Source organism: Flavobacterium notoginsengisoli (genome assembly GCF_014207905.1).
Lineage (GTDB): Bacteria > Bacteroidota > Bacteroidia > Flavobacteriales > Flavobacteriaceae > Flavobacterium > Flavobacterium notoginsengisoli_A.
Genome location: NZ_JACHLB010000003.1, coordinates 173,428 through 189,969, shown reverse-complemented (window position 1 = coordinate 189,969; position 16,542 = coordinate 173,428). Strand labels below are relative to the sequence as shown.

The 16,542-nt window shown below is 34.9% G+C and carries 8 protein-coding genes; all 8 read left to right on the top strand.

The genetic code is table 11. The features are described from left to right. Positions 1-11: 11 nt before the first annotated feature. The 8 genes from HNP35_RS11300 (at position 12) to HNP35_RS11265 (ending at position 16,359) form a co-directional block, all read left to right on the top strand. The gene (locus HNP35_RS11300) at positions 12-2,471 is read left to right on the top strand and encodes a pectate lyase family protein (RefSeq protein ID WP_184161664.1); all 2,460 of its coding nucleotides are present in this window, start codon (positions 12-14) and stop codon (positions 2,469-2,471) included. Positions 2,472-2,629: 158 nt separating this feature from the next. Continuing rightward, positions 2,630-4,648, top strand: coding sequence for an aceric acid hydrolase (locus HNP35_RS11295; RefSeq protein WP_184161661.1), 2,019 nt, complete (start codon positions 2,630-2,632; stop codon positions 4,646-4,648). Between the two features lie 196 nt (positions 4,649-4,844). After that, positions 4,845-5,852, top strand: coding sequence for a pectinesterase family protein (locus HNP35_RS11290; RefSeq protein ID WP_246453473.1), 1,008 nt, complete (start codon positions 4,845-4,847; stop codon positions 5,850-5,852). Between the two features lie 694 nt (positions 5,853-6,546). Beyond that, entirely contained in the window at positions 6,547-9,918 is a 3,372-nt protein-coding gene (locus tag HNP35_RS11285) for a SusC/RagA family TonB-linked outer membrane protein (protein WP_184161658.1), read from the top strand. A gap of 19 nt (positions 9,919-9,937) precedes the next feature. Beyond that, positions 9,938-11,917 carry a RagB/SusD family nutrient uptake outer membrane protein gene (locus tag HNP35_RS11280; RefSeq protein WP_184161655.1) on the top strand — a complete coding sequence of 660 codons (1,980 nt, stop codon included), beginning with the start codon at positions 9,938-9,940 and terminating at the stop codon, positions 11,915-11,917. A gap of 102 nt (positions 11,918-12,019) precedes the next feature. After that, a complete protein-coding gene (locus HNP35_RS11275; RefSeq protein ID WP_184161652.1) occupies positions 12,020-13,729 on the top strand; it encodes a polysaccharide lyase in 1,710 nt (569 codons plus the stop codon). Positions 13,730-13,908: 179 nt separating this feature from the next. Next, the gene (locus tag HNP35_RS11270; protein WP_184161649.1) at positions 13,909-14,601 is read left to right on the top strand and encodes a DUF3826 domain-containing protein; all 693 of its coding nucleotides are present in this window, start codon (positions 13,909-13,911) and stop codon (positions 14,599-14,601) included. Positions 14,602-14,652: 51 nt separating this feature from the next. Then, entirely contained in the window at positions 14,653-16,359 is a 1,707-nt protein-coding gene (locus tag HNP35_RS11265) for a polysaccharide lyase (protein WP_184161646.1), read from the top strand. The last annotated feature ends 183 nt before the right edge of the window (positions 16,360-16,542 follow it).

Below are 16,542 nucleotides of genomic sequence, written 5' to 3'. Positions count from 1 at the left end.
TACTAACAGAAATGATTAAGAAATTAATAAGCGGTGCTGTTTTGTCCATACTTTTGACCACAAACGGACAAGCACAATCAGTTCAAAATACTGATAAACAAATTGTAAAAGTCGATTTTGACTTTTTTCAGAGAAGATTAGAAGAAGTTCATGATCCAAGTTATGAAGCTTGGGTTATCAATGAAAATAAAGAAGACCAAAAAACTTTTAACAGTGTAAATTTTAAACTAAAAGGAAACTTTACTTCAAAATGGTATAAAGTCGGAATGAACGCCCCGTTTTACAATAAACTGGGAAGCGACGGATTAATAACAACTGAAAATTTAGAATTAAAAATCAGCGGTTTAAAAGAAGGAAAACATACACTTTTGACATTTCACAATGCATTTGATGTGATTACAGGAAAGACTTTTTCGCCCATAAAGATTTATGTGGATGGAAAACTTCAGGAAACCGTAAATGCAAGTCAAAGAGCCAATGCTAAGATTGATGCTTCGATGGCTTATCTGACTTTCAATGCATCAAAAGGGAAAGATGTGATTGTTCGTTTTGAAATTGATCCGACTTCAAATCCTGATATCGTAAAACAGATTGTAATCAATGGTTTTGAATTGGATACGCCAAACTTAATGAATCAGGCGCGTACCCCAGAACCAAAAAACAGAGATGAACATGTTGAAGTAACCAAAAGTTTACTTTTAAAATGGGACGCTCCCAAAAATGTAGTGGCTCACAAAGTTTATTTTGGAACAGAAAAAAATGCGGTAGAAACAGCAACAGAATCTTCAAAAGAATTTAAAGGAAAACAAAGCGATAAAAGTTTTACTGTTTCTGACTTATACAGCGGTTCAACATATTATTGGAGAGTAGACGAAATTGATAATAATGGTGCGGTAACTTTAGGAAATGTTTGGTCGTTTAAACCTGCACAATTGGCTTTTCCGGGAGCTGAAGGTTACGGAAGATATGCCGTTGGAGGACGTGGCGGAAAAGTAGTAGAAGTAACTAATTTAAATGATGACGGACCAGGAAGTTTACGTGATGCCATTAATCAGGAAATTGGTCCAAGAACGATTGTTTTTAATGTTTCGGGAAATATTAAATTGGCTTCGAGATTAGTAGCAAATCAGCCTTATATTACTATTGCTGGACAAACTGCACCGGGAGAAGGAATCACGATCAGTAGAGCGCCAATTGGGTTAACTGGAAATGACGGAGTAATTCGTTTTCTAACGGTTCGCATTGGTGGAGGAACAACTTTCGACGGAATGGGATTAACAGGTGCCGATTACAGTATTATTGATCACTGTTCGATAAGCTGGACAATTGATGAATCGTTTAGTTCACGTGGTGCGCATCATATTACGCTACAGCGAACTTTAATTTCAGAAGCTTTAAACGTTGCGGGACATGATAAATATCCTGCTGGAAAAATGCACGGTTTCGCCGCGACTATTGGCGGAGATATCGGAAGTTTCCATCATAATTTATTGGCGCACAATCAAGGTCGTAACTGGAGTATTGGCGGAGGTTTAAACGGAGATGGCTATTATACAGGAAGACTCGATATTACAAATAACGTAGTATATAACTGGGGAGGAAGAACTACTGACGGTGGTGCGAATGAAGTAAACTTTGTAAACAATTATTACAAACCAGGTGCTTCAACTACTATATTTGTGGCTTTAAATGCACAGCACGAAGGAGTTGGAAAAGGAATGCAACGTTATTATTTTGATGGAAATATTATGCCTGGTTATTTTGATGAGAAATCTCAAGATAAAGGAAGAAAATCTACGATAAGTAATAATGAAAAAGTAGAATATGAAACTTTCGTTGATAAACCATTTTTTCCTTCTTATGTAAACACGCAATCGGCGAAGGGAGCGTATAAAAATGTACTTTCGGATGTTGGGGCAAATCAGCCGTTTTTTGACAAACACGATAACCGAATCATCGATGAAACTTTAAAAGGAACTTTCACATACAAAGGAAGCAAAAGCGGTTTGGGCGGTATGATCGATAACGAGCAAGATGCAGGAGGATGGCCGAACTTTGTTTCAGAAACTCGCCCAGCAGATTGGGATACTGATCATGACGGTTTGCCAAACTGGTGGGAAAAAGCTTTTGGGTTGAATGAAAATTCCCCTTCAGCAGATTTCTCAGATTCGAATTCAGATAAGGATAAAGACGGATTCACACAGTTGGATAATTATTTAGACTGGCTGGCTCAGCCTCATTATTTTATCAGTTTAAAAGATAAAAAAGTTTTAAATGTAGCAGATTATTTTAAAGGTTTCGAAAATAAACCGGTTTACACTTTCTCAGAAGTAAAAAATGGAAAAGCGAGTTTAAAAGGAAAAGAAATTCAGTTCACGGCTTCAGATAAAGGTTTCGCTTCTTTCGTAGTAACCGTAAAAGATGCCGATGGAGATTCTATGAGCAGAATTATCAATTTCTTTGTGAAGTAAAGTGATTTCACGCAGATTTAGCTGATTTAGGCAGATTTGCGCGGATTTTATTTTAAAGAGTAAAAATCAAAAATTAATCTGCTAAAATCTGCTGAATCTGCGTGAAAAAAATATTCTCTCGCATATTTAGCAGATCAAACAGATAAAAAAATATCAAAATGAAAAAGAATATCATCATATCAAGTTTGTTTCTTTCAACTATGATCTTTGCGCAAAACAAAGGTTTGGTTGCCAATTCAGAAAGTCCATATTCTAAATTACAAAGCGTTGGTTTACAAGATGTAAAATGGACAAATGGATTCTGGAAAGAACAATTTGATGTCGAAACCAAAAACACCTTGCCATATATGTGGGATTTGTATCATAACGATGAAGTTTCGCATGCTTACAAAAACTTCGAAATTGCGGCAGGATTGAGCAAAGGAGCTTTTAAAGGACCTTCGTTTCATGATGGTGATTTCTATAAGATTTTTGAAGGAATGGCAGCAACATATGCCGTTACAAAAGATAAAAAACTCGATGCCGAAATGGATAAAGCCATTGCGCTTTTCGCGAAAGTACAGCGCAAAGATGGTTACATTCATACACCAGTTTTAATTGATGAACGCTGGGGAACTTTAGGTCCAGAAGAAGTTAAAAAACAATTAGGTTTTGAGAAATACAATATGGGACATTTAATGACTGCGGCATGTATTCATTATCGTGCTACAGGAAAAACAAATTTCCTAAATATTGCCAAAGGAGTTGCCGATTTCTTGTATGATTTTTACAAAAAAGCTTCGCCAGAATTGGCTAGAAATGCCATTTGTCCGTCACATTATATGGGAATTGTCGAAATGTATAGAACGGTAAAAGACCCTAAATATTTGGAATTGGCTAATAATCTTATTGATATTAGAGGAACCACAAATGACGGAACCGATGATAATCAGGACAGAATTCCGTTTAGACAACAGACAACTGCTATGGGACACGCCGTAAGAGCAAATTATCTATATGCAGGAATTGCCGATTTGTATGCTGAAACTGGCGAGAAAAAATTATTAGATAATTTAGAATCCATTTGGGATGATGTAACGTATCGTAAAATGTACATTACGGGTGGTTGTGGTTCTTTGTATGATGGAGTTTCGCCAGATGGAACTTCTTATGATCCAACGGTTGTGCAGAAAATTCATCAGGCGTATGGAAGACCTTTTCAATTGCCAAATGCAACAGCTCATACAGAAACCTGCGCCAATATCGGAAATGTTTTGTGGAACTGGAGAATGCTTCAAATTACGGGAGATGCCAAATATGCTGATATTGTGGAGTTAGCACTTTACAATAGCGTACTTTCGGGAATGGATTTGAAAGGAGAAAAATTCTTGTATAATAATCCATTGAATGTTTCAAACGATTTGCCTTTTCACCAAAGATGGGGAAATGAACGTGAAGGTTATATTGCTTTATCAAACTGTTGTGCTCCAAATGTAACGAGAACAATTGCCGAAGTTGGAAATTATGCTTACAGTCTTTCAAAAGAAGGTTTGTTTGTCAATTTATACGGAAGTAATTCTTTGAATACCAAAACAATTAACGGAGAAACATTAGAAATTGAACAACAAACCAATTATCCTTGGGACGGAAAAATAACGTTGAAAATTGTAAAAGCTCCAAAAGATTTACAGGCTTTATTTTTAAGAATTCCGGGTTGGAGTCAGAATGCTGAAGTTGCTGTAAATAATTCAAAAATTAAAGATAAAATCGTTTCTAGAACTTATTTGAAATTGAGTCAAAAATGGAAAAAAGGAGATGTTATTGAATTAAACATTCCAATGCCAGTTGAATTAATGGAAGCAAATCCGTTAGTAGAAGAAGTTAAAAACCAGGTTGCTGTAAAAAGGGGACCTTTGGTGTATTGTTTAGAATCTGATCAATTGCCTGCGAAAATTAGTGTGAATGATGTGGCTTTAAAGTTGAATTCTAAATTTGTAACGAATCCTTTTACATTAAACAATAGAAATTTGATGAGCATTGATGCTGAAGCGGTAATAAATGCTAATAATTCATGGGATAAAACGTTGTATAAACCGCTTTCTGCAAAAAATGAAAATACTGTGCAAGTAAAGTTGATTCCGTATTTTGCTTGGGGAAATAAAGGAAAAGGCGAAATGACGGTTTGGATGTCGCATTAATTTTGGACGCTGATGAAACGGATTTACTTCGTAAAGACGCTGGTTTAAACGGATTTTCAATTTTTACTGAGATTTTAGGGTTAAGGTTTGTCATTTCGACGAAGGAGAAATCTTCGCAAGTAACTCCGCAATGAAAAGCCGATCTTTGTCGAGCTTCTCGTGAAGATTTCTCCTTCGTCGAAATGACAAAAACATAATGAATAAATTAATTGTACATATGAAATATATTCTAACTCTTCTTTTACTAACAACACTTTCAATATCAGCCCAAACGCTAGATAACAAATTATCATTAACCGTTGCTCAAGACGGTTCTGGAAATTTCAAAACCATTCAGGAAGCTATTAATAATGTGAAAGACAATTCAGAAAAAAGAGTTGTAATTACTATTAAGCCGGGAAAGTATGTAGAGAAATTGGAAATTCCTGCTTCAAAACCTTTTATTACTTTAAAAGGAATTGACCGAAATAAAACCATTATTTCATTTGATGATTATTCAGGGAAACCGCTTCGTGAACCAGATCCATCTGGTAAAAAGGAATTTGGAACATCGACATCTTATTCTTTTTTAATAAAAGGGAATGACTGTACTTTAGAAAATCTAACAGTTGAAAATACCGCAGGAAGAGTAGGGCAGGCAGTAGCTTTACATATTAAAAGTGATAAAGTTGTTGTAAAAAACTGTAATATTTTAGGGAATCAGGATACACTTTTTTTATCACAGGAAAATACGCGAACCTATTTTGAAAACTGTTTCATCAACGGTACAACCGATTTTATTTTTGGAGCTGCAACAGTTTATTTTTATAAATGTACAATTGAAAGTTTAACGAATTCCTATATTACAGCAGCTTCCACTCCACAAGGTCAGGCTTATGGTTTTGTTTTTGTTGATTGTAAACTTACTGCAAAAGACAAATCAGTAGATAAAGTTTTTCTTGGAAGACCTTGGAGACCTTATGCGCAAACCATTTTTATCAATACAGATATAGGTTCGCATATTATTCCAGAAGGTTGGAATGCCTGGATTGATACCAGATTTCCAGACAAGGATAAAACAGCTTATTATGCAGAATACGGAAGTAAAGGTGCAAGTGCAAAAAATATTTCCCAGCGAGTATCATGGTCGCATCAGTTGAAGAAAGAAGATATAGAGAAATACAATAAAGAGTTAGTTCTAAACGGATGGAACCCGAATAAATAAACCCATAATCAGCAGTGAAATTCTGTAAATTTCCACTATCAAAATAATTTTAATGTAAAGCCCGCTGACTCCAATGGTTAGCGGGTTTTTTTATTGATTTTTTGAGGTCGAAAAAGAAAAATGTAATCGTTTACATTTCATTGGTCAGAATTTACTTTTAAAAATATTTATTATTTAAAATATTTTTTAATCTTATTTTAATAGTATCCTGTATTGCTTTTTGTAGGTTTTTTATTGTAAATTAAATGTTATTTTAATAATTATCTCTAACGTTTTCGTAAAATAGAACTATTTCTAAGGCTCTATGCATCAGCTATGATAATTGTAAGTTTTGCAGAATAAATAGTATATCTATAATTTTGATATAAATCCTGTTATTTTTTGATCAAAACAGGATTATAAATTTTATTTTAAGCAATCATTTCTCTTGAATATTTTGTATCGTCTATTTTTTACGTCCGTTTTTTATTAATATTGTTTTTTTTATGTCTTTTTTTTTGAAATTATGCTATCAAAACAGGATACAGCAGGACGGTTCTCATATATCATCGTTATATTTTTGGAATACTAAAATAAATGTGTTTTAAACATTTAATAAAATGCTTTAAGATTTCTTTAAGTAAAATTTTATTATAATTAAGACATGTTTAACATGACTAACTAACAATTAATAACCTAACCAAAAAAAACATTTATGAAACAAGCACTTATAAAAAGATGTAGTTTTCTTTTGTTTACATTGATGAGTGTGCTGAGTTATGCTCAAAGTAATCAAGTTACAGTAACAGGAACTGTTACAGATAATTTAGGAGGACTTCTTCCTGGGGTTAACGTCACAGAAAAATCGAGCAAAAATTCGGTGACAACAGATTACAATGGTAAATACCAAATTAAAGTTAAGAGTGGTGCAACATTAGTTTTTTCTTTCATCGGAATGAAAAAAATAGAAGTTCCACTTAATAATCGTACAGTTGTAAATACTCAAATGCAAGACGATTTTAATCAATTAGAAAATATTGTTGTAGTTGGTTATGGTACTCAAAAGAAAAAAGAACTTACAGGAGCGATTGCTACTATTAAGCCAGATGAACTTATGGATTTGCCTGCAACGAATTTATCTGATGCATTAAAAGGATTGGTTCCAGGTCTTTCTGTTACAGGAGGATCAGGTCGTCCGGGAGATGCTGCTAGTATTCAAATTCGTCAAACTTTTGGTTTCTCAAAAGATGGGAACTCTACTATACCATTAATTGTAATTGATGATATGGTTCAAGTTGATCCAGCTACTGGTAAAGCTACATTAGATGCTTTTAACAGATTAGATCCTTCTGAGATTGAAAGTATTACAGTTTTAAAAGATGCATCTGCTGCTATCTACGGTTCTCGTGCGTCTCAAGGAGCTGTTGTTGTTAAAACTAAAAGAGGAAAAGCAGGTAAAGCTAAATTTAGCTACAATAGCCAGTTTGTAATTAATGATGCAGTTAGCCATACTAAAACAATGAGCGCTTATGACTTTGGAGTTTTTAGTAATAGATTTTTAACTGCTCAGAATCCAACTATTCTTCCAGCGAGTTTATTCTCTGCTTCAGAATTAGAGCAAATGAAAAGTTTGGATTATGACTGGTTGAAAGAAGCTTGGAAACCAGCTATTCAACAAAAACACTCATTTAATATTAATGGTGGTAGCGAAGATATTACTTATTTTGCTGGTGCAACTTATTTAACTCAAGATGCTAACCTTGGTTACCAAAAATATGATAAATGGAACTACCGTACTGGTATTAATGCAAAAATCGCTAAGAACTTAGATTTCTCTGCTTCGATTTCTGGAACTTCAGGATTTATCGATAAATCATTTACTAAAGCATCTGCAAACATCAGTGATGGTAGTTATGGTAGTGCTGCTGGTGGAGAACAAGCTGATTATGGATATTTAGTGCATATGCCAAAATTCATTCCATGGGAAACTGTTGTTGATGGTAAAACATATTATATGTCTCCATTTCCAAATACAAATAAAAACTTTGGTAGTGCGAATGCTAATAACAACATTGCAGGATGGAACTATTTTGCAAACTTGAATAATGGATCTCACCAAACTACTGATGATTCTTCTTTCAACGTAAATGCTTCCTTAAACTATAAAGTTGCGGCTATTAAAGGATTATCTTTCAAAGCAACTTTTGCAAGAACTAAAAACTCTACTTATTCAGAGCAAATTCAGTTGCCTTACGATTTAGCAAGAATTACAAACTATCAATTGCAAGACAACAAATTAGCAAGTGCTGCTTATCCTAGTGCGATCATTAAAAATCCTGAAGTAGGAGGAATTATTGATTATGTTATTGAAACTAACGTAAGAAACTCAAGAGTTTATTATAATAGTAGTTTTTCTAAAAGTACTCAAGCTAACTTTTTTGCAAATTACAACAGAACTTTCGGAGATCACCAAGTTAGTGGAATGTTCGGTATTGAGAGATCAGAATCTGATTGGCAAACTACTCGTTTAGCTTATACAAATACTCCTAAAGATTATCTTGGAGATTGGCGTACAGCTGGAACAGTAGATACTGGAAACTCTACAGCTTTAAAAGGAAATAATGCAACACTTTCTTATTTTGGAACTTTAAACTATAGCTTTAAATCTAAATATTTAGTGCAGTTCTTAATTCGTAGTGATGCTTCTACAAAGTTTGCACCAGAGAATTACTGGGGAACTTTCCCATCTCTTCAAGTAGGTTGGGTAGCTTCGAAAGAAGCGTGGTTTGAAAGAAACTTACCAGGTGTAAATTTCCTTAAATTAAGATACTCTATTGGTAAAACAGGAAAAGATAACCTTCAGCCTTGGAAATGGTACCAATTTTATGACGTAACAGTTAATAAAGGATGGCAGTTTGGAACTAATGGTGGTCAATTAGGTGGAGGTTTAACTCCTAAAGTTAATCCAAACAGAGATGCAAAATGGGATTCTACGTTGAAACATAACGTTGGTTTAGATTTAGCTTTCTTGAAAAATAGATTAGAAATTAATGCAGATTTCTACTATGATATCACTAAAGACATGTTAACAGATATGGGTAGTGCGACTGGTGTGCCAATTTCTATTGGTGGAGCATTTGCAGAACAAAACTACGCTCACGTTGATGCTTGGGGTTCTGAGCTTAACCTTAACTGGAATGATAAAGTTGGTAAAGTTAGCTACAGTGTTGGTATGAACTTTAGCTACGGAGATAACAAAATTAAAAAATATCCAGATCAAGGAAATTTACTTCCATCTAACAACACAAGAAGAGAAGGATATTCTGAAGGATTTAACCCAGTTTGGGGATTCCAAACATGGAAAGGAACTTCTACAGGTGATGGTATCTTACGTACAGACGAAGATGTTACTAACTACTGGAACTACTTAAGTGCAAATGCAGCAGCAGCTGGTACAACGCCAAGTTATTTAGGAATTATTGATCCAACTAAGATTCAAAAAGGATCATTAGCTTATCAAGACGTTGCAGGTGTATTAAATGCAGATGGAACATTAAGCGGACCAAACGGACAGATTCTTGCAGGAAACGATTACGTTAAATTAGCAAAAAGTAGCAGAACTTACGGTTTTAATACTAACTTAGCTTTCAAATACAGTAATTTATCTGTAAGAACTCAAATCGCAACTTCTTGGGGTGGAGCAACTTTTGTTGACTTGATGAGCCAGCCAACATCTAGTGCTAGTAACATGTGGGCTCGTGAAACATTCTGGAATGACATGTATGCCGCAGATAATGTAAACGGTAAATATCCTAACTTGGCACAAGCAGGTGTATTAAGCCCTTCAGATTTCTGGCAAGTAAGTACATTCCGTTGTTTTGTTAGAAACTTAACTTTGACGTACGATATTCCTAAACAAGTATTTGCTAATACTAAGGTTAACAATATGTCAATTGGTATTACGGGTAATAATCTTTGGGATTTCTACAATCCTTATCCAGATCATTACAGAAATATGTACGACAACTCTTCAGTTGGATATCCTACTCTTAGATCTTGGTCGTTTAATTTCAACATCTCATTCTAATCTTAATTCGATTTTAATTATGAAAACAAAATTTAATATATATATAACTTTAGCACTAGTTCTTGTTCTAGGGGTTTCCTGTAGTGACAATTTCTTGGACGAAGTTAAGCCTATCGGACAGTATGATGATTCATTCTATCAAAATCAGGCACGTGTACAAGCGTATGTAGATAATCAGTATTTTGAGTTTTTTGCAGCTTTTAAATCTCCAACTTCTAGTGTAATTGGAGTTTATACAGATGTGAATACTAAATTAACTGAAGAGCAAGGTGGAGTTCAAGATTATACAAATCCTAGTAAATTACTTCAAACACCAGATGTAGCAAAAGATTATTTTGGTGCTAAAATTGGTGCAGGTCTTGTGAACAATGCTTACACAAGAATTAGAGAGTGTAACAATTTATTGGAAGATATTGACGTGAAAGGAGCTAGTTTAGATAAAACTTTCCGCGATCGTGCAAAAGGACAAATGTATTACATGCGTGCTATTCAATATTTTGATTTAATGCGTACTTACGGAGGTGTTCCAATTGTAACAACTGTTATGAATGCATCTGTTGATGATGAAAGCATTAAATTACCAAGAGCAAAAGTTTCTGAAGTTGTAGCTCAAATTGTAAAAGATTTAGACATGGCTGCAAGTTTATTGCCAGGGGACTGGGATGCTGCAAACTATGGACGTTTTACAAAAGGTGCAGCTTTGGCTCAAAAATCTAGAGTATTATTAACTTTCGCAAGTCCATTGTTCAACAAAAACTGGGACGGTGGTAATGAGCGTTGGCAAGCGGCTCTTGACGCAGGATTAGCTGCTGAAGCAGAATTAACGCAAAACGGTTACGGATTGTACGGAAGTACAATTAAAGAATGGGATAACATGTTCTTGATTGACAATATCAAATGTAGAGAAGCGATTACAGTACAGCTTTTATCTGCTACAAATAGTGATATTACATTTAATGTGAACAATAACTGGGAAAAAGCAACTCGTTTACCAAGTCAAGGTGGAACAGGAGGAATTTCAGCACCAAAAGAAATGATCGATTTGTTTCCAATGGCTGATGGTAGAAGACCAACTGCTGCAAATGGATACAATGATTTCACTTTCTTCCTTAATCGTGATCCAAGATTCTATAGAACATTTGCTTTCTCTGGAGTTAAATGGGGATACAAAGAAAGTGCAAACGCAGTTTTCTGGTCTTACCGTTGGGTAGATAGCGCTAATAAAGCTTATTTCAACGATCTTAATACAACAACTACAAGTCCAGCCGTTGTTAGAAAAATGACAAATGCTACAGCTAGTAATGCAGTAAACTATGCTTATTCTCCAACAGATATTATGGAATATCGTTATGCAGAATTATTATTGAATATTGCTGAATGTTATGCTGCTTTAGGACAAACTCAAAATACAATAGCGTATTTAAGTAAAATTAGAGCTCGTGTTGGTATTCCTGCTGCAAATAACTATGGAATTGGAACATTATCAGATAAATATGCAGCTATTGAAGCATGTTTATATGAAAGAAGAGTAGAGTTAGCTTACGAAGGAAAACGTTTCTGGGATGTACAACGTTGGAAATTATACAGCGATGATCCACTTGGACCAAATAGCAGCAATAGCTGTCAAAAATTAGGTTTAACACCTATTAACGGAACTCAAAGAACTGGAAACTACTTGCAATACAGAACAACAGCAACTGCTGCAGACCCTTTAGCTGCTTCACGTGCAAGTATTGTAGTAGATCCAGACGCGGCTGCGGCTACTTTCCAAACACAATTGAACACTTTAGCAACTTATTACAATGCTAATTTCGTACGTACTGCTTTAGTTACCCCAATGGATAATGTTAGTGGTGCAGCGGTTAAAATCAAATTTAATCCAAATTATTACATCAGTGGTCTTAACACAACTGCTTTAACTTCAAACCCATGGTTAGAACAAACTCTTGGTTGGAATGATAATTTGGGTGGAGCTGGAACGTTCAATTACCAAGAATAGATTTTAAAATCAAAGAAATTATTATATAAAGCTTTTCACCTGTATTCTTCTCAAAAGATACAGGTGATTTGTTTAAAAGAATTACCATAATTAAAAATTAACATGAAAAATTCCGCATTATTTATCGCATCTCTACTTTTTTTTGGAAGTGCAAAATGTTTTGCTCAATACCCTAAAATAAGTCCAGAAGTTCAGGCTCAGGAAAAAGCAATTAAAGCAGAAGCTCAAAGACTTTCTGACGAAGCTTGGGAAAAAGCATTAGTTGTTATTGAAGAAGAGGCAAAGCATGGTAAACCTTACATTCCATGGGCGTCAAGACCAACAGATTTACCGCAAGCAGATATTCCAGCTTTTCCAGGTGCTGAAGGAGGAGGAATGTATACTTTCGGTGGTCGTGGTGGAAATGTTTATGTTGTAACAAGTTTAGAAGACCGCGGACCTGGAACTTTGCGTGAAGCCTGCGAAAAAGGTGGAGCTAGAATTGTGGTATTTAATGTATCAGGAATTATCAGGTTGAAAAGCCCGCTAATTATTCGCGCGCCTTATATCACAATTGCTGGACAAACAGCGCCTGGAGATGGTATCTGTGTTGCAGGAGAATCAACTTGGATTGATACGCACGACGTAATTATCAGACACATGCGTTTCCGTAGAGGAGAAACTTTTGTTGGACGTAGAGATGATTCAATTGGAGGAAATCCTGTTGGAAATATTATGATCGACCACGTTTCTGCAACTTGGGGATTAGATGAAAATATGTCAATCTACAGACATATCTACAGCCCAGGAGCGGGTTATCCAGATGTAAAGGTTGGAACAGTAAACATTACAATCCAAAACAGTTTATTTGGAGAAGCTTTAGATACTTACAATCACGCTTTCGGAAGTACTTTAGGTGGAGAAAATTGTTCTTTCATGAGAAATATGTGGGCTAATAATGCAGGTAGAAACCCTTCTATCGGATGGAATGGAATTTTCAATTTTGTTAATAATGTGGTTTTCAACTGGTATAATAGATCTACTGATGGTGGAGATTATACTGCTAATTACAACATCATCAATAACTTTTACAAACCAGGTCCTGTTACCGATTTGACTCAGCCAATTAGTTACAGAATCTTAAAACCAGAATCAGGAAGAAGCAAATTGCCTTACATGGTTTTCGGTAGAGCTTATGTAAACGGAAACGTTGTGAATAATAATGATAAAGTTACTAAAGATAACTGGGACGGTGGTATTCAGCTTGAAAACAAAAAAGGCGAGTTAATGACTTATGATGAAGCTAAAGAGTATTTTGCTAAAATGAAAAGTGACAAGCCTTTCCCAATGCCTTGGTTCAACAAATTCATGACTGCTGAAGAATCTTATGAATTCGTTCTTAAAAATGTGGGAGCAACGTTGCCAATTAGAGATAAAGTGGATGAAAGAATTGTAAGAACGGTTAAAACTGGAGTTCCAGAATATGCTAAAGGTCTAGAGAAAAAAGAATTTTATCAGTTTGAGCACAGACGTTTACCGATGGATTCTTATAAAAAAGGAATTATTACAGACATTTCTCAAGTAGGAGGTTATCCAGAATACAAAGGAAAATCTTATGTTGATACAGACAAAGATGGTATGCCAGATGCATGGGAGAAAAAATACGGTTTAAACCCGAATGATCCATCTGATGCAAAAGGAGATTTAAACGGAGATGGTTATTCTAATATTGAAGATTACATCAACGGGGTAAATCCAGCAATAAAAGTTGACTGGAAAGATTTAGCTAATAACAAAGAAACTTTAGTTAGACCTTTATTAGATTTAAAATAAGGAACAATTTTTGAAAACATAAAATTGCTCGCAAAGTCGCTAAGACGCAAAGATTATTAAAGTAAAGCATAAAAAAGCTTAGCGACTTTGCGAGATTAAAAAGTAAAGTAGATAAAAATCTATTTAACTTTTTAACTCAAGCAAAATATGTTTTTCAATTAAATTAAAAAACAAAAGACATGGCACTAAATAAAATAAATGTTGGTTTACTATCGCTGGTTTTTGCATTTTCAACTTTAAGTGCACAACAGCATTTGGATCCTGAATATATTAAGGTTACGAATGAAAGAGCTGCAAAAATCGTTACGAAATTAGATTTAAAAAACGAAGCAAAAGAAAAAGCAGTTTCAAACATCATTGCTCAGCAGTTTAGAGATTTAACAGAAATTCAAGATGGAAGAGACGCTGAAATCAAAAAAGTAAAAGAAGATACTTCTTTAGCAAAAGAAAAACAAAACGAAAAAGTTGACAAGTTAAAAGCAAAAGCAGACGAATCAATTGCAAAATTGCATAAATCTTACCTTAAAAAATTAGGTAAAGAATTATCAGAAGACAAAATTACTGAGGTTAAAGACGGAATGACTTATGGTGTTCTTCCAATTACAGTTGCAGGTTACAATGACATGCTTCCGAATTTGACAGCAGAGCAAAAAGACTATATCTATAAAGCTTTAGTAGAAGCGAGAGAACATGCAATGGATGGTGGTTCTTCTAAAGAAAAACACGGCTGGTTTGGTAAATACAAAGGAAGAATCAATAATTATTTATCTAAACAAGGTTACGATCTAAACAAAGAAAGTGCCGACTGGCACAAACGTGTTGAGGAAAGAGAAAAAAACAAAGCAAAAGATTCTACTTCTAAAAAAGAGTAAATACAACTTTAACTTTCTATCAAAAACTATTAAACCTTAGACCATCAATTCATGCAAAATATTATTCCCAATCGTACTTTAAAAAGAACATTAATGGCATTTTCATTTTGTTCTCTTTTTTCATCTGCGTACGCACAATATCCTAACATTCCAAAACCTGTTCAAGAAAAAGCCGATGCTATTTTAGCTGATGAAGAAAAAAGATTGAGCGAAATCTGGAATGCTAATCTTCATATAATCAAAGAAGAAGCAAAACAAGGAAAACCTTACTTGCCTTGGGCTTCTTATCCAAAAGATTTTGTTTTCGCAGATATTCCTGCTTTCCCAGGTGCTGAAGGAGGAGGGGCTTATACACAAGGCGGTCGTGGCGGAAAAATATTTGTGGTTACAAGTTTAGAAGATAGCGGAAAAGGAACTTTCCGTGAAGCTTGTGAAGCTGTTGGAGCAAGAACAATTGTTTTTAATGTTTCAGGAATTATTCGTTTGAAAAAAAGAATCAGCATGCGTGCGCCTTACGTAACTATTGCTGGACAAACTGCTCCAGGCGACGGAATTTGTATTGCTGGAGAAACTTTGGAAATCGATACACACGACGTTATTATCAGACATATGCGTTTCAGACGTGGTGAAACTGAAGTAACAAGAAGAGATGATGCATTGGGTGGAAACCCAATGGGAAATATCATTGTAGATCACTGTTCAGTTAGCTGGGGATTAGATGAAAATATTTCACTTTACAGACATCAATTTGCAGCTAATGCTAAGTCAAAATTAGAAAAACTTCCTGCTTGTAATATCACGATTCAAAACACGATTTCATCAGAAGGTTTAGATACGTACAATCATGCTTTCGGAAGTACGATCGGTGGATTAAATAGTACTTTTATGCGCAATTTATGGGCAGACAACATTTCTAGAAATGCTTCTATCGGAATGTATGGCGACTTTAATTTTGTGAATAACGTAGTATTCAATTGGTGGAATCGTACACTTGACGGAGGAGATTATCGTTCAATGTTAAACATCATTAACAACTATTTTAAACCAGGACCAATAACTCCGGCAAATGAACCTATTTCTTATAGAATTGTAAAGCCTGAATCTGGTTATATTGAGCCAAAACAATACGGAAGAGCTTATGTTTCAGGAAACTTCATTGTAGGTTCACCTGAAGTTACAGCAGATAACTGGAATGGCGGAGTACAACTGGAAAATCTTCCAGAAGCTGAAACGGCAGCATTTTTAGCAGCAATCAAACAGCCAAAACCTTTCTCGATGCCAAAATTCAATATCATGTCGGCAGAAGAAGCTTATGATTTTGTTTTAGCGAATGTTGGAGCAACAATTCCAAAAAGAGATGCTGTTGATGAAAGAATCCTAAAACAAGTTCGCACAGGAAAAATCGAAGTAAAAGACGGTCTAGAAAATTCAATTGGAAAAGAATTTATTAAAAGAAGATTGCCTGCCGATTCTTATAAAAAAGGAATCATAACGCATCCTGATCAAGTTGGTGGATATCCTACTTATAAAGGAAAAGCCTATAAAGATTCAGATAATGACGGAATTCCAGATGCTTGGGAGAAAAAATACGGTTTAAATCCGAATGATGCTTCAGACGCCAATAAAGATGCAAACGGAGACGGTTACACCAATATAGAAAAGTATTTTAACGGAATCGATCCAACTAGTAAAACAGATTGGACGAAAATTGAAAATAATACGGATACTTTGGCTAAGCTGAAATCATTGCTACAATAGCAAATAGTAGGAAGACCTAACAGGTTTTAAAAACCTGTTAGGTCTCTTAAACATAGAATAATCATCCAGTTTGTCATTTCGACGAAGGAGAAATCTTCGTAAGAAGCTCCACAAAGTATATCAATCTTTGGCGATGTAGCAACGAAGATTTCTCCTTCGTCGAAATGACAAGATTGAGGAAAA

Bases quoted from the DNA above. Each gene is read 5' to 3' on its own strand.
- HNP35_RS11285 (WP_184161658.1), top strand. From the start codon at position 6,547: ATGAAACAAGCACTTATAAAAAGATGTAGTTTTCTTTTGTTTACATTG.
- HNP35_RS11290 (WP_246453473.1), top strand. From the start codon at position 4,845: ATGAATAAATTAATTGTACATATGAAATATATTCTAACTCTTCTTTTA.
- HNP35_RS11300 (WP_184161664.1), top strand. From the start codon at position 12: ATGATTAAGAAATTAATAAGCGGTGCTGTTTTGTCCATACTTTTGACC.
- HNP35_RS11295 (WP_184161661.1), top strand. From the start codon at position 2,630: ATGAAAAAGAATATCATCATATCAAGTTTGTTTCTTTCAACTATGATC.
- HNP35_RS11265 (WP_184161646.1), top strand. From the start codon at position 14,653: ATGCAAAATATTATTCCCAATCGTACTTTAAAAAGAACATTAATGGCA.
- HNP35_RS11270 (WP_184161649.1), top strand. From the start codon at position 13,909: ATGGCACTAAATAAAATAAATGTTGGTTTACTATCGCTGGTTTTTGCA.
- HNP35_RS11275 (WP_184161652.1), top strand. From the start codon at position 12,020: ATGAAAAATTCCGCATTATTTATCGCATCTCTACTTTTTTTTGGAAGT.
- HNP35_RS11280 (WP_184161655.1), top strand. From the start codon at position 9,938: ATGAAAACAAAATTTAATATATATATAACTTTAGCACTAGTTCTTGTT.